Raw genomic sequence first — 16974 nt, 5'->3', positions numbered from 1 at the left:
AGACAGGGCAGCTCACGCTGCGTCAGCCACCTTTTGCCATGCCGGGCCCGCCGCGGGAAGGGCCGGCGCGCCGGATCAGAAGGGGTTCCAGGTCGGGCGCGAGGTGAATTTCAGGTAGCCGCCATTGACGCCGAGCCGGGCGCCGACACCGGTGCGGATCGGCACGACCAGCATGTTGTCGGCACCGAGCGCCGTCATGCCGAGGCCGCCGACCAGATAGGCCGAACCGTCGACGCCGATGAAGCGGCGCTCAAGGTCCTGCGGCGAGCGGACACGATAGGCCAGCATCATGGTGCGCGCGCCGTCGCCGCCGAAGTCGAAGCCGAGCGTCGGACCCTGCCAGAACACTTTCGCGTCGGCGCCATCCTTGGTGTAAAGCATGCCCTCGCCGTAGCGCAGGCCGGCGACGAAGGCGCCCGAACCCTCCTGGCCGAGGATATAGGCGCTCGGCCGGCCCCATTGCTGGGTGGCGCGCTCGACGAGATTGGCGAGCCCCCGGCTGGTCGAGCCGAAGAAGCGGTGGCCAGTGCCGACGATCTCGCTGTTCGAATAGGTGCGCGGCGACTGGTCCTGATAGGCGCGCTGGGCCAGTGCCTGGCGGTCGAAGCCGACGAGAGCAGTGCCCGCGAGGGCGGCGATCAGGGCGCGGCGATCGATATGGTCATGGCTCATATGTGGTTCTCCACGGATCGGCGGCCCGAACCGGCCGCCGCGATGTGAGATGATCCTAAGCGGGGAAGGTAACCATTTGGTCACCAGTCGCAGATTTCGGGCATTGCGGTAAGGAACTGGTTACCCTCGGTTGCCAAGGTCGGCCTCCGTCTTCGACTCCCAGATTCGGCAGAAAACATGACGATGGTGAGGCATTTCCTCCGACCCCTGGCCTGGACGCTGGTCGTGACCGCGCTCTATGCCGGCGTCGCTGTCCTGATCGGAATGACGGGGGTGGAGGACGGGCCCCGGGCGGCCACCACCGAGCGCATCGTCACCGACCGGATGACCGGCGTGGCGCTCTACGGCATGGACCCGGTGGCCTATTTCACCGATGGCGGACCCCGCGAGGGCTCTGCGGATTTCGAGTTGAGCTGGGCAGGGGCGACGTGGCGCTTCCAGAACGAGGGCAATCGCGCGGCCTTCATGCAGCACCCCGGCGTCTATCAGCCGCGCTATGGCGGCTATGACGCGATCGCGGTCGGCGAGGAGAGCCCGGCGGCCGGTCATCCGTCCATCTGGCTCGTCCATGACGACCGGCTCTATGTCTTCCATTCCGAGCGCAACCGCACGGTCTTCGCCACCGATCCGGACAAGGCCGTGGCCCGCGCCGAGCGCGCATGGCCGACGGTGCGCGACAGGCTCGTGCCCTGACCGCGAACGGGCCGGCCCATCGGCCTCGCGAAGCGCGCATGGCTGCATTCCAGCGCATCCACTGGCGCCCTTAGGACTTGACCGCGGGCGGTCCCCGCGTGCTTTTCGACGGCATGCCGAACCTCGTCGTCGCCGCCACGGGTGCCCGTCTTCTCGTCAATCCCGGTCTTGACCGAAACCGGCCCTATGGCGAGGCGGAGCGCGCCATCCTGTCGCTGGAAGGCGCCCGTCTCGCCCATTCGACCATCTCGGCCTGGCCCGGCTATGCGGCCACGCCCGTCCTGTCCCTCGACGCTCTCGCGGCCGCTTCGGGGCTTGCCGCCATCGCCTACAAGCACGAGGGCCGGCGCTTCGCCCTGAAGAGCTTCAAGGCGCTGGGCGGCGCTTATGCCGTGGAGCGGCTGGTGGTGCAGCGCGGATCGGCCGAGGGGCTGACAGTCACCTGCGCCACCGACGGCAATCACGGCCGGGCGGTGGCCTGGGGCGCCAGCCGGCTGGGCGTGAAGGCGGTTATCTATGTCCACGAGACGGTGAGCGAGGGACGCGCCACCGCCATCGCCGCTTTCGGTGCCGAGGTGCGCCGGGTACCGGGCAATTACGACGATGCCGTGCGCGCCTCCGCCGAGGCGGCCGCCGCCAACGACTGGACCATCGTCTCCGACACGTCCTGGCCGGGCTATGACCTGATCCCGCGCGACGTCATGCAGGGCTATGCCGTGCTGGCGATGGAAGCGGAGGAGCAGGGCGCCGCCCCGACCCATGTCTTCGTGCAGGGCGGGGTGGGCGGTCTCGCTGCCGGTGTCCTGTCCTGGTACTGGGAGCTGCAGGGTGCGGGCCGGCCGCGCGTGATCGTGGTCGAGCCGGAAACCGCCGATTGCCTCTACCGGAGCGCATTGGCGGGTCGCTGGACCGCGGTCGGCGGCGACCTCGACACCATCATGGCGGGTCTTGCCTGCGGCGAGCCTTCGCAGCTTGCCTGGGCGCTGCTGGCGCCGGGTGCCGATGCCTTCGTGACCATTCCCGACGCACGCGCGGCCGATGCCATGCGCGACCTTGCCGATCTGGGGATCGCGGCGGGCGAATCCGGGGTTGCCGGGCTTGCGGGCCTTCGCGCCATTGCCGGCGACGCGGCCTGCCGCGCCGCGCTGGGCCTCGACGGGGCCTCGCGCGTGTTCTGCATCGGGACCGAAGGGGCCACCGACCCCGTCATCTATCGCGAAATCGTCGGGCGCGATCCCGAAGACGTCGAAAGGATGTCCGCATGAGCCGAATCGTCACCGTGGGCGCTGCCCAGATGGGGCCGATCCAGCGCGCCCATTCGCGCCGCGAGGTGGTGGCGCGCATGGTGGAACTGATGCGCGAGGCGGCGGCGCACCGCTGCGACCTCGTGGTCTTCCCCGAACTGACGCTGACCACCTTCTTCCCCCGCTGGTGGATGGAGGACCAGAGCGAAATCGATGCGTTCTTCGAGCGCGAGATGCCGTCCAACGAGACCGCGCCGCTGTTCAGCGAGGCGGCCCGGCTCGGCATCGGCTTTTCGTTCGGCTATGCCGAACTGACCCCCGAGGGCCGGCACTTCAACACCGCGCTGCTGGTCGACAACACCGGCCGGCAGGTCGGCAAATACCGCAAGATCCATCTGCCGGGCCATGCGGAACATGAGCCGTGGCGCGCCTTCCAGCACCTGGAGAAGCGCTATTTCGAGGTGGGCGACCTTTCCTGGGGCGTGTGGAACGCGCTCGGCGGCCATATGGGCATGATGATCTGCAATGACCGGCGCTGGCCGGAGAGCTACCGGATGATGGGGCTGCAGTCGGTGGAGATGATCCTGCTCGGCTACAACACGCCGCGCCACAACCCGCCGGCACCCGACCACGACCGCCTGTCGGAGTTCCACAACCAATTGGTCATGCAGGCCGGCGCCTACCAGAACGGCACCTGGGTGGTTGGCGTCGCCAAATGCGGCGTGGAGGAGGGCTGCGAGATGATCGGCGGCTCCTCGATCATCGCGCCCACCGGCGAGGTGATCGGCCAGGCGCTGACGCAAGACGACGAACTGGTGATTGCCCGCTGCGACCTCGATATCGGCAAGAGCTACAGGGCGACGACGTTCAATTTCGACATGCATCGCCAGCCGGAGCAGTACCGGCGAATCGTCGAGCAGCGGGGCGCGGTGGGGCCGGCGGGGTGATCTGGCGTGGGCGGTTCAGGGGCGACTGCACCTGCTTGCAGACGTGATCGAACGGCGCGGCCCGAGGCACGATCATTTATGAATCAGGCTCATGATCGCATGCTGAGCGCGCACCCTAATCGGCGGGGCGTCTCTCGACTAACTTCCGTGTGAAAATTCATGAACAGAGAGCGGAGATACCGCCATGAACACGCGGAACCAAACCGGCCACGCGACGCCTCGTCAGATGGAGTCTGAAGTTGCTCGTCGCGATCTCTTGAAACTGACGGGCGCGGGCTTCGCAGCCATCGGCGCCGGCTCTCTCGTCACGGCGTCCAGCGCAGGGGCTCAACGAATGTCATCGGAATGGGACAAGGTTTTCCCGAAGAGCCCGATGATCGACCACGAGAAGGTGACCTTTAGGAACCGCTACGGCATCACCCTGGTTGGCGATCTCTACCTCCCGAAGAACCGTGTCGACGGGCGGCTGGCAGCGCTCGCCGTCTGCGGCGCTTTCGGCGCGGTGAAGGAGCAATCGTCGGGCCTCTATGCGCAGACCATGGCGGAGCGCGGTTTCGCCGCTCTGGCTTTCGATGCGTCCTATACGGGCGAGAGTGGCGGCGAGCCGTGCAACGTCGCCTCGCCGGACATCAATACCGAGGATTTCAGCGCCGCGGTCGACTTTCTCGGACTGCATTCTGCCGTGAACCGGGAGCGCATCGGCATCATCGGTATTTGTGGCTGGGGCGGCATGGCATTGAACGCCGCCGCCATCGACAAGCGTGTCAAGGCGGTTGCCGCCAGCACCATGTACGACATGACGCGGGTCATGTCGCGCGGCTACAATGACAGCGTGACGCTCGAACAGCGCACACAGGCGCTGGAACAAATGAACCGACAGCGTTGGGTGGACGCCGAGCGCGGAACACCGGCTTACCAGCCGCCCTACAATGAGCTGAAGGGTGGCGAGGCACAGTTCCTGATCGACTATCACGCCTATTACATGACACCGCGCGGCTACCATGCCCGTGCTGTCAACTCTGGCAACGCGTGGACGCAGACGACTCCGCTGTCGTTCATGAACATGCCAATCCTGTCGTACATCAGGGAGATCGCACCGCGCCCGCTGTTGCTGATCCACGGCGAGAAGGCCCATTCGCGCTACTTCAGCGAAACGGCTTACGCGGCTGCAGCCGAACCGAAAGAACTGATGATCATCCCCGGTGCCAGCCACATCGACCTCTACGACAGGGTCGACCTGATCCCGTTCGGCAGGCTGGCCGGCTTCTTCAATCAGCATCTGGCTGCGTGAAGGCAACCCGGGCCAGCATGCTCGAAACAAGCCTCAACAAGACCGGGAGAGCGCCACGTGCTGAAATCGCTGCTTGGTGCCGCCGCCGTGATGATCGGAACGGCGGGAGTTGCCATGGCTCAGGATCGTATTCGGCTTGTCTCAGACTGGGGCGAAGTAACAGCCGAACTTGCAGACAACGAGGCGGCGCGCGCGCTGGCTCGGATGCTTCCGCTCACCATCGCGATGCGCGACCACCTCCGACAGGAAAAGACAGGCAATCTGCCCTCATCGCTGCCGGACTTGGCACGGCAGCAAGACTTCTCGACGGGCACGCTTGGCCTGTGGAGCTCCAATCATTTCGTCATCTACTATCGCAGCGGTCGCGTCCCGCTTCCGGGCATAGTCGTGCTCGGCCGGGTGAGGGGCGACGTCTCGATCTTCGACCGGCCGGGCCCGGTTGCGATCCGCCTGGAGCGCGCAAACTGAGAGGTCTGCGGTGATGCACTTCACCGGCCCGGCCGCTGTCGGTATCGGGCAAGTCATCCCACTCCGGCAACTGGAATAGCGCCGGGCAGAGGCTATGATCGACGCCGCAACATGAGAAGGGTTCGCGTGTGACGCGGCAGAACGTCAACGACCTCCTCGCCTTCCTGGCCGTCGCGCGCGAACGCAGTTTCACGAGGGCTGCGGCCAGGCTCGGTGTTTCGCAGTCCGCCCTGAGCCATACGATCCGTCAGCTTGAGGCGCGCCTCGGCGTCCGCCTGCTGACGCGCACCACGCGCGCGGTTGCACCCACCGAGGCCGGCGAGCGGCTGCTTGAGAGGATCGGCCCCCATTTCGACCAGATCGAGGTGGAGATCGACGCCCTGAACGATCTGCGCGAGAAGCCCGCCGGGACGGTCAGGATCGTCGCGTCGGACTATGCGATCAACAACGTCCTCTGGCCAAAATTGAGAAGCGTCCTTCCGAGATACCCGGACATCAAGGTCGAATTGCTGCTCGACAACGGCCTGACCGACATTGTCACCGGGCGCTATGACGCGGGCGTTCGCATGGGCGAGCAACTGGCAAAAGACATGATCTCCGCCCGCATCGGACCGGATTTCAGATTCGCCGTGGTCGGCTCAAGGACGTACTTCGACGCGCATCCCACGCCCTCGAAGCCCCAGGACCTCATGCAGCACCAGTGCATCAACTACCGTTTCCCCACGTCCGGTGCGCTCTACGTGTGGGAGTTCGAGGACAACGGCCGCGAGATCAAAGTACGCGTCGATGGTCAACTGGTGTTCAACAATATCTTCCATGTTCTGGAAGCCGCCCTGGCAGGGTGCGGCCTGGCCTATGTGCCGGAGGAGATCGCCCTTTCCCAAATTGAGGAGGGGCGGCTGCAGCGCGTGCTCCAGGGCTGGTCGCCGTACTGGGATGGCTACCACCTCTACTATCCGAGCAGGCGACAATCATCTCCGGCCTTCGTTGCACTCGTGAATGCGCTGCGGCATCGCATTTAGCCGCGCGCTCGCCTGTTTCGCGGACGTTGCCAAAGGTCCGACATGGCGATGATCGGTCATGGCGTCTCCTATTCGGCCGCCTGCCTTGCCCCACCCTCCCAGCCCAGCAGCTTGCCGGGGTTCATCAGCCCGTGCGGATCGGCAAGGCGCTTGAACTCCGGCTGCGGCGCGTCGATCCGCTTCCAGCCGGCATTGTTCAGCACGAAGGTGTGGGGGCTGGAGGGCTGCACGCCGCCCTCGGCCGCCCGACGCATGATCTCGTCCAGCCGCTCGGGCGTGGTGAACTTCACCAGCGGCAGGGATGAGGTGATGACCTTCCCCTCGCGGCGCTGGAACTCGAGGTGGAAGAACACGTCCTCGTGGAATTCCTTTTCCGCCCAGGCGACGAGCTTCAGGTTGTCGGGGGCGGGGAAGCGGAGCTGCAGATAGGTGATGGACGGGTCCATCTTGAGGGCGTGCAGCGTCGTGTGGTTCCAGGTGTATTCGTAGAGCGGACCGGGGCCGCCGCGCTCCTTGTGGGTGCCGAAGGCGACCGCCTTCGCCTCGGCCGCGCCGCGCCGGAAGGTGACCCTGCCGGCATGGTCGGCGATCAGGAGGTCGAGCGTGTCGGCCTGCGGCTCGGAGACCATCAGGATGGCGAAGGCCCTGTCCGTCTCCAGATAGGGGGCGAGGCGGCGCAGATAGGGCCCGATGCGCGGGTCGTGGACCGAGACCAGCTTCTTGGCCAGCCCGTCGCATTCCATGAAGGCCTGACCGAAGCGGGCGGCCGCCGTCAGGCTGTCGAAGGTGACGATGCGCTCGGCCCAGTCGTGGGCGGGGGCGGTCGGCAGTTCCACCTCGGTGATGATGCCGTTGACGCCATAGGCGTGCATGACCTTCAGGATCTCGCGGCCGCGCAGTTCAATCAGGCGCGGCTCCTCCTCCACCGTCATCACCTCCAGCGCGGTGACGGCGCCGAGATTGTCGATCTGACCCCAGGTGCAGGAGCCGGCACCGGCGGCGCCGCCGGCGACGAAGCCGCCGATGGTCGCCTGCGCGCGCGTGGACGGGTGAAAGCGCAGCTCCTGGCCATGGGCATCGAGCGCCTTGTCCATGTCGAGCATGTTGGCGCCGGCCTCGAACCGGCAGCCGCCGGGTTTTGCGAACACCATGCGGCCGAGCTTGCGCATGTCGACGACCAGCCCGCCGGCCAGCGGCACGGCCTGTCCGTAATTACCCGTACCGCCGCCGCGGATGACCAGCGGCACGCGATGGCGCGCGCAGGCCGCGGCGATGCGGCGCAACTCGTCCTTGCTGGACGGAGTTGCCACCAGGTCGGCGACCTTGCCCTCCAGAAGCGGCTTGAGCACGGGCGAGAACCAGAAGAAGTCGCGGCTCGCCATGCGCAGCGTCGGCGCGTCGTCGGCGAGCGCGATGCCGGAGAGGTCGGCGCGCAGGGCCTCAAGTTTGCTCATCGGGTCTATCCATCGGTCGGACTGGTGCCACAGTGCCAGAAGGGCGAGGCAGCCGCCATGCCACGGCGCGTGCGCGGCCATGTTGTGCCGGGGGATCGGGCGGCGCGGGCAAGCCTGCCGCTCAAGCCAGTGGCAGAGTGCCTCAAACCTGTGCAAGTCTGATCCGTGAAACCCCTCAATCCGGGCCTTTGGTCCGGCACGGCCGTTGCTCTTCGGCCCTGCATCGGTTTCATGGGTCTCCAGACGGGCCCAGCACAGGAGAGGTCGTCATGTCCGCCACACCCCCGACCAGCCGCAGCCTGACACGCCGCCGGGCGCTTGCCCTCGGCGCGGGCGTCTCGGCTGCCTATCTCATGACCTCGGGCAAGATCAGCGCCCAGGGCCTCGACAAGGTATCCTACCAGACCAACTGGCGTGCCCAGGCCGAGCATGGCGGCTTCTACCAGGGCGTCGCCGCCGGCATCTATCGCAAGTACGGCATCGAGGCGGACATCCGGATGGGTGGCCCGCAGCAGAATCCCTCGCAGCTCCTGCTCGGCGGACGGGTCGACATGATCATGTCGAACTCGTTCGAGGCGATCCGCTATGTGCAGGAGAACCTGCCGTTCCTGTGCATCGCCTCGATCTTCCAGAAGGACCCGCAGGTCATCATCTGCCATCCGGGCGTCGGCAATGACAGCTTCGCGGCGCTGAAGGGCAAGACCATCCTGGTGGGCGCCGGCGGGCGCACCTCGTTCTGGCCCTATCTGAAGGCCCGTTTCGGCTTCACCGACGAGCAGGTGCGTCCCTACACGTTCAACATGGCGCCGTTCCTGGCCGACAAGAACCTATGCCAGCAGGGCTTCCTGTCGTCCGAGCCCTTCGCCATCGAGCAGCAGGGCGGGGTCAGGCCGCTGGTCCATCTCATCGCCGATGCCGGCTTCGCAAACTACAACACGACCATCAACATCTCGAGCAAGATGGTCGCCGAGCGGGCCGACGTCGTGCAGCGCTTCGTCACGGCCTCGCTGGAGGGCTGGGCCGAGTACATGAAGGGCGGACCGGCGATCGCCGAGGCCAACAAGCTGATCATGCGGGACAATCCCGACATGGATCAGAAGAAGATCGACTATGCCATCAAGGTCATGACCGAGAACGGCATCGTCATGTCGGGCGATGCCACCACGCTCGGCATCGGCGCGATGACCGATGAACGCTGGGGCCGCTTCTACACGCAGATGCGCGATGCCGGCGTGTTCCAGCCCAATGTCGATTTCAAGAAGGCCTATGACCTCCGCTTCATCAACAAGGGCATCGGAAGGACCTGACGTGGTCCAGGCCGCACGCGTCCGTGCGACGGCGACCGGCGGCGCAAGGCCGCTGGTCACCGTCCGCGGTGTCACCAAGCAGTTCGCCAACGGCACGATTGCCGTCCGCGACGTCAATCTGGACCTTGCGACCGGCGAATTTGTCAGCCTGCTGGGGCCGTCCGGCTGCGGCAAGTCGACCCTGCTGCGCATGATCGCCGGTCTTGGCGACCCGAGCGTCGGCACCATCGACTGGCCGACCGCCATGCACGATGCGTCCGGGCACGCTGAGCGGGATCTCGGCTTCGTGTTCCAGGACCCGACCCTGATGCCCTGGGCAACGGCGCTGGCCAATGTCACGCTGCCGCTGCGGCTGAAGGGCGTGAAGGGGCGCGAAGCGGAGGACCGCGGCGCCGAGATGCTGGCGCTTGTCGGGCTCAAGGGCTTCGAGACGAGCTATCCGCGCGAATTGTCCGGCGGTATGAAGATGCGCGTGTCGATCGCCCGGGCGCTCGTCACCCATCCGAAGATCCTGCTGATGGACGAGCCCTTCGCCGCGCTGGACGAGATCACCCGCCACAGACTGAACGACGACCTGCTCGGCCTGTGGGAAGCCAATCGCTTCACCGCCGTCTTCGTCACCCACTCGGTTTTCGAAAGCGTCTATCTGTCCCAGCGCATCGTCGTGATGGCGGCCCGGCCGGGCCGGGTCATGGCCGACCTTCGGGTCGAGGCGCCCTATCCGCGCGACGAGTTGTTCCGCACCTCGGCCGATTATGCTCACTGGTGCCGCATCGCCTCGGAAAAGCTGAAGGAGGCCATCGCCTCATGAGCGACACGACGCTTCCCGGGCCGGCGGTGCCGCATGACGGCACCGATGCCGAGGCCCGCCCGGTCTATCGGGTGGACAAGAAGGTGCTCGGCATCTCGACGGAAGCCTGGCCGGGCATCCTGGCTCCGCTCGTCATCGGCGTGTTCGCGCTCGGCCTTTGGGAGTTCGTGGTCTGGTGGCGCGAGGTTCCGCCCTTCATCCTGCCGGGCCCGCTGCTGATCGCCCGCACGCTGTTCGAGGACTGGGGCACGCTGTCGGCCTCGCTGTGGATCACGCTGCGCATCACTGCGGCGGCGCTGATCGCGGCTGTCTCGCTGGGGGTGGGGCTTGCCGTGCTGTTCTCGCAGTCCAAGTGGCTGGAGAAGTCGCTGTTCCCCTATGCGGTGATCCTGCAGGTGACGCCGATCGTTTCGATCGCGCCGCTGATCATCATCTGGGTCGGCGACATCAACCTGTCGCTGCTGATCTGTGCCTGGATCGTCGCCTTCTTCCCGATCCTGTCGAACACGATCCTCGGGCTGAACTCGGCCGACCACAACCTGATCAATCTGTTCCAGCTCTACGGCGCCTCGCGCTGGCAGATGCTGCGCTATCTGCGCCTGCCGGCAGCGCTGCCCTACTTTCTCGGCGGCCTGAAGATTTCCGGCGGCCTTGCGCTGATCGGCGCGGTGGTGGCCGAGTTCGTGGCGGGCTCGGGCGGCTCGGCGTCGGGGCTTGCCTACCGCATCCTGGAGGCGGGCTACCAGCTCAAGATCCCGCGCATGTTCGCCGCCCTGATCATGATCTCGATGACCGGCATCGCCATCTTCCTGATGACCAGCTGGATCTCCCACATGCTCCTGCGGCGCTGGCACGAGAGCGCGCTGAAGCGGGAGAACTAGAGGGTTCAGAGGGCGGCGGGCGCGATGAGCCGGACTGCCGGAAAATAGGTTCGGAAGCGGCGGGTGTCGCGGGTCAGGATGGTGAGGCCAGCGACTTCGGCATGGGCGCCAATCAGGAAGTCTGCCAAAAGACTCGTTCGCGGGCCGCCCGACTCTCGATAGGATGCGAAGGCCTTGCCGGCGCGAAACAGGGCATCTGGCGGCGTATCCGCGAGTTTCACCTCAAGCTGTTCCAGCCAGGCCGTCACATCAGATCGCCGGTCGAAACGTGCCGAGAGCTCCGCATAGTTGATCGGGGTTGTCACGACGGAACCTACCCTGCCGACAGCCACCAGCTGTTCGGCGGACCATCTGGCCCATTTGGGATCGTCGCTGAAGATATCGATCAGTACATTCGTATCGACGAGCGTCAATCGTCGCTCCTGATCATCTTCATAAACTCGTCGGTCGTGACCATACCCTTCAGCGGCGCAGCGCGTCGGACAGCTTCAACCTTATGTCGATAGCTTTCTTCCCGCGATGTTGGAACCGGTCCAATGGAAACCTTTCCATCGGGAGCCAGCGTGACCGAGACCTTGTCCCCCGGCTTGATGCCGGCAGCCTCTCTCACGGCCTTGGGGATGGTGACCTGCCCCTTCACGGTCATGGTGGTCATGGCGGCCTCCGCGGTAATACCAACAAGGTAATACTAGCCTGGGGCCCCATCAAGGCGCCCCTCACAGCCTCGCCATGGCCGCCCTCACCCGCTCGATGAAGCCGGCGCGCTGCTCGGCTGTCGCGACGTTCAGGTGGTAGAGCGCCAGATAGCGGCGCTTCGCCTTCCAGCCGGTGAACCACCACAGGTAGCGCATGACGATCTTCTTCGGCGGATCGCCCATCCACAGCGCGTACCAGAACGGTCGGCCATAGGTGACGATGCCGGTGATCGAGCGGATATGGGTGAGCAGGGGCTTCACGGCGGCGGGGTTCGAGATGTCGAAGCCCACACCCGGCATGAACATGCGGTCGAAGAAGCCCTTGAGCATGGCCGGCGGGCCGAAGCTCCAGGTGGGGAATTGCACGACCAGCGCCTCGGCCGCCCTGAGCCGCTTGATGAAGGGTTCGAGTCCCTGCTGGTTCACCGCCTCATCGTGGTAGGTCCGGCGGCCCTCGGCGGAGAGGACGGGATCGAAGCCCTCGGCATAGAGGTCGAGCAGGTCGACCTCGTGGCCGGCCGCCTTCAGCACGGCCAGCGCCTCGGCGCGGATGGCGGCGTGGAAGCTCTCGGGCAGGGGGTGGCAATAGAGATAGAGGACTCTCATCGGACGGGCACGTAGCTGGCCATCTTGCCGGGATTGAGCAGACCCATCGGGTCGACCTCCGCCTTGAAGCCGCTCTGGTCAGCATCCGCCCGCTTGTGGCGCGAGCCGCCTTCCAGGCTGACCACATGCGGATTGGCGACCATGACGCCGTGGCTCTCGTGCTCCGCGATGATCGCGTTCAGCCGCTCCGGCGTGGTGTAGCGCACGATCGGCAGGGCCGAGCAGGTGATCCTGCCGGCGAAGCGGATGAATTCCAGATGTGGCAGCACCTCGCCCTCGAACAGGGCCTTCATCTGCATGACGCTCTCTTCCAGCCGGTCATGCGGATAGAGCAACTGGAGATAGGTGACGGAGCGGTCGGTCTTGAGCCACTGAAGGGTGGTGTGGTTCCAGGTATATTCGTAGAGCGGCACCTGGCCGGGACCTTCCTCCGAGGGCGCCTCCAGCGTGATCGTACCGCGTCCGGCGAGAATGGCGCGGAAGCTTTCGAGGAACGGCTCGGCGATCATGGCGATCAGAATGGCCTGGCCTTCCGGGCAGGCGCGCTTCAGCGCGCCGAACTTTGACGGGATCGGCCAGGCGATGGGCGACAGCAGCTTCTTCACCACGCCGTCGGCATGGGCGACGTCGCGCCCGGCGGCGAAGGCCTCCTCGAATGTGTCGAAGGCGACGATCACGTCGATCCAGGGCCAGGCCGGTGCGGTCGGCATTTCCAGCTCGGTGATGATGCCGGTGGTGCCGTAGGCGCGGTTGACCTTCTGCGCCGCGTCCTGGCGCAGTTCCAGGACACGCGGCTCCTCCTCGACGGTGACGATGCGGGCGGCGAGAATATTGCCGGGTTCGCGCAGGCCGCCATAGGCGACCGAGCCGACGCCGCCCGAACCGCCGGCCACAAAGCCGCCGATGGTGGCGGTGCGCTTGGTGGAGGGGTGCATGCGCAGTTCGTAGCCCCCGGCCCGGACCTCCTGGTCGAGGGCAAGCAGATTGGTTCCGGCGCGCGCGCGCGCGACGCCCGGCTTCTGCCAGACGATGCCGGAGAGGGCGTTGATGTCGAGCAGGACGCCGCCGGCAAGCGGCATGGCCTGGCCGTAATTGCCGGTGCCGCCGGCGCGCACGGTGAGCGGGATGCGCAGGCGCGCGCACGCGGAGGCGGTGCGGATGACATCGGCCTCGTCGCGCGGCTGGACGATGATGTCGGCGCGAACGTCCTTCAGCTCCTCGGCGAGGATCGGCGAATACCAGAAGAAGTCGCGGGAGCGGCGGCGGACCACCACCGGCTCGGTGATCACGGGTACGTCGCCGAGGAGGGCGAGGAGGGCCGGGATGTCGTGGCTCTGCGGAACGTGGCTGCGCGCTGCAGCGGGTGTCTGGTGAAGGGTCATGCCGGGTGATTCCGCCTCGCCGGGTGGCAGCGCGAATCATGCAACCGGCGGGCCAGAGAGGCAATCGCCGGCAGCCCGTCGCTCGCACGCCCGCCGCGCAAACCTTGCGGGACCGGCCGCCAGGGCGCGCCGATTTCTCTCCTCTCCGCCTGCGAAACAGGCATTCCGCGACCCTTGGTTAACCGTCCGCTAGCGTTTTCCCTACAAGGTTACCGGCAATCGAACGGACCCGGAGACCCTTCAGTGAAGATCAAGACCCGCCTTCTCGTCGTGGTCGGCTGCCTGGCTGCCGCCGCCCTTGTGATCGGTGCGGTGGCGGCCACCGGCTTCCAGCGCTATCAGGCCGCCATCGAGGAGAACGAGCGCAATGCGCGCGTCACCCAGCTGGCCGAGCAAGCCAATGCGCTGATCTATGCCGTGGTGATGGAATCGCGCGGTATCTACATGTCGTCCGACCCGAAGGTGCTCGAGCGGTTCGCGGCCAACCAGGACCGCGAGCTTGCCAAGTTCCGCGCCGTCGTCAGCGAATGGGCCGGCCTTGCCCGCCCCGAGGACGATGCCGTGAAGACCCGCCTGCTCGAACAGGCCGAAGCCTTCATCAAGCTGCGCAACGACCTCTCCCAGGCCGGCCGGGCCCAAGGCAACCAGGCCGCCCGCGTCATCGGCGACAACGACGCCAACCGTACCACCCGCCAGCGGCTGAATGCCGAGATGATGGCCTTCGCCCAAGCCAACGCCCAGCGGGTCTCGGCCCTGGCCGACCGGGTGCAGACCATGCAGCGGCAGTTCACCTGGGCGATCGTCGGCACGATCGGCCTGGCGCTGCTCGCCGCCATCCTCGCCTTCTGGACCGTTTTGATGGGCGTCGCCCGCCCGCTTGCCCGCCTCACCGCCTCGGTCGATGCGGTGGCCGATGGCCGAAGCGACGTCGAGGTCAGCGATACCGAACGCGGCGACGAGATCGGCGGCCTTGCCCGCTCGGTCCTGGTGTTCCGCGACAATGCCCGCGAGATGGAGCGCCTGAAGGCCGCCGAAGCCGCCCGCGAGGCCGAGGTCAAGGCCCAGCGGGTCCGCGAGATGGCCGTGCTGGCCGAGGAGTTCTCGGCCACCGTCCAGTCGGTCGTGTCCACCGTCACCCAGTCGGCCGAGGCGATCGTCGACAACGCCATCCGCGTTGGCGACGTTGCCCGCAACGTCGCCGATCTCGGCGAGACGGTGGCGGCCACCTCGGCCGGCGCCACGCAGAGCGTCGAGAGCGCTGCCGGCTCGGCGCAGGAACTGGCCTCCTCCATCGGCGAGATTTCCAGCCGCACGGCGCAGGCCCAGCAGATCGCGGCCTCGGCGGTGGATCAGGCGACCCGCACCGGCGAGATCGTCGGCACGCTCGTCACCTCCACCCAGAAGATCGGCGACGTGGTCAACCTGATCAACGCCATCGCCGCCCAGACCAACCTGCTGGCGCTGAATGCCACCATCGAGGCGGCGCGTGCAGGCGAAGCCGGCAAGGGCTTCGCTGTGGTCGCCACGGAAGTGAAGAGCCTGGCCGCCCAGACCTCCAAGGCGACCGAGGAAATCGCCAGCCAGATCGGCGCGGTCCAGTCGGTCACCGGCGATGCGGTCTCGGCCATCGAGGCCATCAACCGCACCATTGCCGAGATCAATTCGATCTCCTCCTCCATCATGGCGGCGGTCGAGGAGCAGTCGGCGGTGACCAACGGCATTGCCGGTTCGGTGGCCGATGCCGCCGAAGGCACCCGGTCCGTGGAGACCGATATCGGCCGGGTGACCCGCGCGGCCGGCGAGACCCGCGAGGCTGCTTCCGCCATGAACACGGCGGCCGGCTCGCTGAAGGACGGCTCCTCGAAGCTGGACGGCGCGGTGGCCGGCTTCCTCGCCCGGATCAGGGCCGCCTGAGGCGGTTCATCCGGCCCGAAACGACGAAGCCCGGCTCAACAGCCGGGCTTCGGTTTTTTTGGAGGGCCGTTCCGCCAGTCAGGGCGACCCTGTGGTGAACCACGGTTGTCGGGCCTGTACCGTCCGACGAAATCGGCAACACCCTTGCGCCAAGCCCGCTGCACAGGGCTGTGCATCGCATGCATGCTTCGAGGAATGAACAGTTTTAACCGCGTGAAATGCGCGTATCCAGCGAATTTGCTTGGGTCGATTGTTCGTTGGTGTTCTCACCTCGGACGTTGGATATCGAACCACTCCAGATGTCGGGGGGTGCAATTGCACCCGTGAGCGCGCAGCATTTGAGTGAACCCGATGGCTACACGGGCGGCCCAGTAAAGCGTTTGACCTATGGCACGAAATTCATCAAAATCGAAGCAATTGACTATTGCGTGATAATCACACCAGCGGGGCCATATTGGAGATTTGACAATGACTAAATTGCCAAATGATAGAATATCATTCGAGCTAGAGTACATGTACAGAGATGGAGGCAATTATAAATTTTTCGGGCATGTTTTGTTGGACGATTCAATTGACATCACGCAATTGAATGAGACTATGATCGATAGATGTTATTTTTTGCCAATGGAAGTAGGGCTCGAGTCGCTGGTGCCTTCGCCCAGAAACTCCGACGATCACGATCTTCATGAAGTAATCGGAATTAATGAGACGGTTTCCAATGGTCCTAGAACATCAAGTGCCGAATTAGTTCGGCGCTTTGCGCTCGCATCCTCCAAGGGTTGGTACAATGTCCGGTGAAAGGTGGACATCGGAGCAGCTAAAGCTCGTTCTTGAGCTGTATGCTTTCACGCCGTTCGGAAAGATGCACTCACGGAATCCGGACATAATTGCACTTGCTGACCGTATTGGTAGATCGAGTAGTGCCGTCGCGATGAAGATGGTGAACTTTGCGAGTCTTGATCCAACCCTTGAGCAGAAGGGTATGGCGAACGCAAGCAAATTGGATCGAATTGCTTGGGACGATTTTTTCAGCACTCTGAAATTTGATGACGACCGTGAAGGAGGTTTTTCCGATGTTGAGAAAGATCGATATGTATTCAATGATCAAGCAGTAGGTTTAGATGTTGAATCATTGTCTAAGTCTCGGCGAGGACAATCTGCATTTCGTAAGATAATACTCGCATCATACGATAATATGTGCGCCATATCATCGATAACGAATGAACATCTTCTTGTTGCAAGCCATATCGACCCTTGGGCGGTCAATGCGGATCGCAGGATCGATCCAACAAATGGAATATGTCTTTCAAGTATTTTTGACAGAGCGTTTGAGAATGGCTTGGTTGTCATTGGTGATGATTGGGAGGTCTTGGTTTCGAGCAGACTGTCTGAAAATGACTGCGAAAAACTTCGGTCAATAGGCAGTTCGAAAATTCGTCGTCCCTCAAAATTCGTACCTGATCTATCTCTTTTTCGGAGGCATAGAGAAAAATTCAGCGGATCATATTTGTGTTTATAAACGATTTTTGACCAAAAATTTTTTGTTGTTGCGCTTTTTACTAGAATGGCATAGTGAAATTGTGCTAT

The 16974-nt window shown here is 64.7% G+C and carries 17 protein-coding genes; 11 read left to right on the top strand and 6 right to left on the bottom strand.

Annotation, left to right across the window (positions count from 1 at the left end):
* Positions 1-75 precede the first annotated feature (75 nt).
* Positions 76-672 (bottom strand): DUF1134 domain-containing protein, encoded by a 597-nt coding sequence (locus tag ACTIFS_RS13350; RefSeq protein WP_439574601.1) that lies wholly within the window; start codon positions 670-672, stop codon positions 76-78.
* Positions 673-849: 177 nt separating this feature from the next.
* On the opposite strand from ACTIFS_RS13350, the gene ACTIFS_RS13345 reads away from it, so the two are divergent.
* From ACTIFS_RS13345 to ACTIFS_RS13320, 6 genes are all read left to right on the top strand, one after another.
* A complete protein-coding gene (locus ACTIFS_RS13345; RefSeq protein WP_439574600.1) occupies positions 850-1365 on the top strand; it encodes a YHS domain-containing (seleno)protein in 516 nt (171 codons plus the stop codon).
* A gap of 98 nt (positions 1366-1463) precedes the next feature.
* On the top strand, positions 1464-2630 hold the full coding sequence (locus tag ACTIFS_RS13340; RefSeq protein ID WP_439574599.1) for a diaminopropionate ammonia-lyase: 1167 nt from the start codon (positions 1464-1466) through the stop codon (positions 2628-2630).
* Entirely contained in the window at positions 2627-3556 is a 930-nt protein-coding gene (locus ACTIFS_RS13335) for an N-carbamoyl-D-amino-acid hydrolase (protein ID WP_439574598.1), read from the top strand. Before ACTIFS_RS13340 ends, ACTIFS_RS13335 begins: the two co-directional genes overlap by 4 nt.
* A gap of 184 nt (positions 3557-3740) precedes the next feature.
* The gene (locus ACTIFS_RS13330) at positions 3741-4847 is read left to right on the top strand and encodes an alpha/beta hydrolase (protein WP_439574597.1); all 1107 of its coding nucleotides are present in this window, start codon (positions 3741-3743) and stop codon (positions 4845-4847) included.
* Between the two features lie 57 nt (positions 4848-4904).
* Positions 4905-5315, top strand: coding sequence for a cyclophilin-like fold protein (locus ACTIFS_RS13325; protein ID WP_439574596.1), 411 nt, complete (start codon positions 4905-4907; stop codon positions 5313-5315).
* A gap of 128 nt (positions 5316-5443) precedes the next feature.
* Positions 5444-6337 (top strand): LysR family transcriptional regulator, encoded by an 894-nt coding sequence (locus ACTIFS_RS13320; RefSeq protein WP_439574595.1) that lies wholly within the window; start codon positions 5444-5446, stop codon positions 6335-6337.
* A 68-nt stretch (positions 6338-6405) separates the two neighbouring features.
* On the opposite strand, the gene ACTIFS_RS13315 is transcribed toward ACTIFS_RS13320, so the two are convergent.
* Complete coding sequence (locus ACTIFS_RS13315) at positions 6406-7791, bottom strand: FAD-binding oxidoreductase (protein WP_439574594.1); 1386 nt, start codon at positions 7789-7791, stop codon at positions 6406-6408.
* A 269-nt stretch (positions 7792-8060) separates the two neighbouring features.
* On the opposite strand from ACTIFS_RS13315, the gene ACTIFS_RS13310 reads away from it, so the two are divergent.
* The 3 genes from ACTIFS_RS13310 to ACTIFS_RS13300 are packed head-to-tail and all read left to right on the top strand — an operon-like array spanning position 8061 to position 10790.
* A complete protein-coding gene (locus ACTIFS_RS13310) occupies positions 8061-9098 on the top strand; it encodes an ABC transporter substrate-binding protein (protein ID WP_439574593.1) in 1038 nt (345 codons plus the stop codon).
* 1 nt (position 9099) lies between these two features.
* A complete protein-coding gene (locus ACTIFS_RS13305; protein WP_439574592.1) occupies positions 9100-9909 on the top strand; it encodes an ABC transporter ATP-binding protein in 810 nt (269 codons plus the stop codon).
* Positions 9906-10790: an ABC transporter permease gene (locus tag ACTIFS_RS13300; RefSeq protein ID WP_439574591.1), complete on the top strand. Its 885-nt coding sequence runs from the start codon at positions 9906-9908 to the stop codon at positions 10788-10790. Before ACTIFS_RS13305 ends, ACTIFS_RS13300 begins: the two co-directional genes overlap by 4 nt.
* Positions 10791-10795: 5 nt before the next feature.
* Here the strand turns inward: ACTIFS_RS13300 and ACTIFS_RS13295 are convergent, their stop codons facing one another.
* The 4 genes from ACTIFS_RS13295 to ACTIFS_RS13280 all read right to left on the bottom strand — a co-directional run bounded on the left by ACTIFS_RS13295 (position 10796) and on the right by ACTIFS_RS13280 (position 13473).
* Positions 10796-11203, bottom strand: a complete 408-nt coding sequence (locus ACTIFS_RS13295; protein WP_439574590.1) for a type II toxin-antitoxin system VapC family toxin — start codon at positions 11201-11203, stop codon at positions 10796-10798.
* Positions 11200-11445 carry an AbrB/MazE/SpoVT family DNA-binding domain-containing protein gene (locus ACTIFS_RS13290; RefSeq protein WP_439574589.1) on the bottom strand — a complete coding sequence of 82 codons (246 nt, stop codon included), beginning with the start codon at positions 11443-11445 and terminating at the stop codon, positions 11200-11202. The genes ACTIFS_RS13295 and ACTIFS_RS13290 overlap by 4 nt, the downstream gene beginning before the upstream one ends.
* A gap of 61 nt (positions 11446-11506) precedes the next feature.
* A complete protein-coding gene (locus ACTIFS_RS13285; RefSeq protein WP_439574588.1) occupies positions 11507-12091 on the bottom strand; it encodes an NAD(P)H-dependent oxidoreductase in 585 nt (194 codons plus the stop codon).
* Positions 12088-13473, bottom strand: coding sequence for an FAD-binding oxidoreductase (locus tag ACTIFS_RS13280; protein WP_439574587.1), 1386 nt, complete (start codon positions 13471-13473; stop codon positions 12088-12090). The genes ACTIFS_RS13285 and ACTIFS_RS13280 overlap by 4 nt, the downstream gene beginning before the upstream one ends.
* A 243-nt stretch (positions 13474-13716) precedes the next feature.
* Between ACTIFS_RS13280 and ACTIFS_RS13275 the strand changes: the two genes are divergently transcribed.
* The gene (locus ACTIFS_RS13275; protein WP_439574586.1) at positions 13717-15387 is read left to right on the top strand and encodes a methyl-accepting chemotaxis protein; all 1671 of its coding nucleotides are present in this window, start codon (positions 13717-13719) and stop codon (positions 15385-15387) included.
* Between the two features lie 931 nt (positions 15388-16318).
* Positions 16319-16906, top strand: a complete 588-nt coding sequence (locus tag ACTIFS_RS13270; protein WP_439574585.1) for an HNH endonuclease — start codon at positions 16319-16321, stop codon at positions 16904-16906.
* Positions 16907-16974 lie beyond the last annotated feature (68 nt).

The organism is Phreatobacter sp. (assembly GCF_051860605.1).
Lineage (GTDB): Bacteria > Pseudomonadota > Alphaproteobacteria > Rhizobiales > Phreatobacteraceae > Phreatobacter.
The sequence above is the reverse complement of the archived record's forward strand: the minus strand, read 5'-3'. Positions and strand labels throughout refer to the sequence as shown.

Bases quoted from the DNA above. Each gene is read 5' to 3' on its own strand.
- ACTIFS_RS13350 (WP_439574601.1), bottom strand. From the start codon at position 672: ATGAGCCATGACCATATCGATCGCCGCGCCCTGATCGCCGCCCTCGCG.
- ACTIFS_RS13345 (WP_439574600.1), top strand. From the start codon at position 850: ATGACGATGGTGAGGCATTTCCTCCGACCCCTGGCCTGGACGCTGGTC.
- ACTIFS_RS13335 (WP_439574598.1), top strand. From the start codon at position 2,627: ATGAGCCGAATCGTCACCGTGGGCGCTGCCCAGATGGGGCCGATCCAG.
- ACTIFS_RS13330 (WP_439574597.1), top strand. From the start codon at position 3,741: ATGAACACGCGGAACCAAACCGGCCACGCGACGCCTCGTCAGATGGAG.
- ACTIFS_RS13315 (WP_439574594.1), bottom strand. From the start codon at position 7,791: ATGAGCAAACTTGAGGCCCTGCGCGCCGACCTCTCCGGCATCGCGCTC.
- ACTIFS_RS13310 (WP_439574593.1), top strand. From the start codon at position 8,061: ATGTCCGCCACACCCCCGACCAGCCGCAGCCTGACACGCCGCCGGGCG.
- ACTIFS_RS13300 (WP_439574591.1), top strand. From the start codon at position 9,906: ATGAGCGACACGACGCTTCCCGGGCCGGCGGTGCCGCATGACGGCACC.
- ACTIFS_RS13290 (WP_439574589.1), bottom strand. From the start codon at position 11,445: ATGACCACCATGACCGTGAAGGGGCAGGTCACCATCCCCAAGGCCGTG.
- ACTIFS_RS13285 (WP_439574588.1), bottom strand. From the start codon at position 12,091: ATGAGAGTCCTCTATCTCTATTGCCACCCCCTGCCCGAGAGCTTCCAC.
- ACTIFS_RS13280 (WP_439574587.1), bottom strand. From the start codon at position 13,473: ATGACCCTTCACCAGACACCCGCTGCAGCGCGCAGCCACGTTCCGCAG.
- ACTIFS_RS13270 (WP_439574585.1), top strand. From the start codon at position 16,319: ATGAAGATGGTGAACTTTGCGAGTCTTGATCCAACCCTTGAGCAGAAG.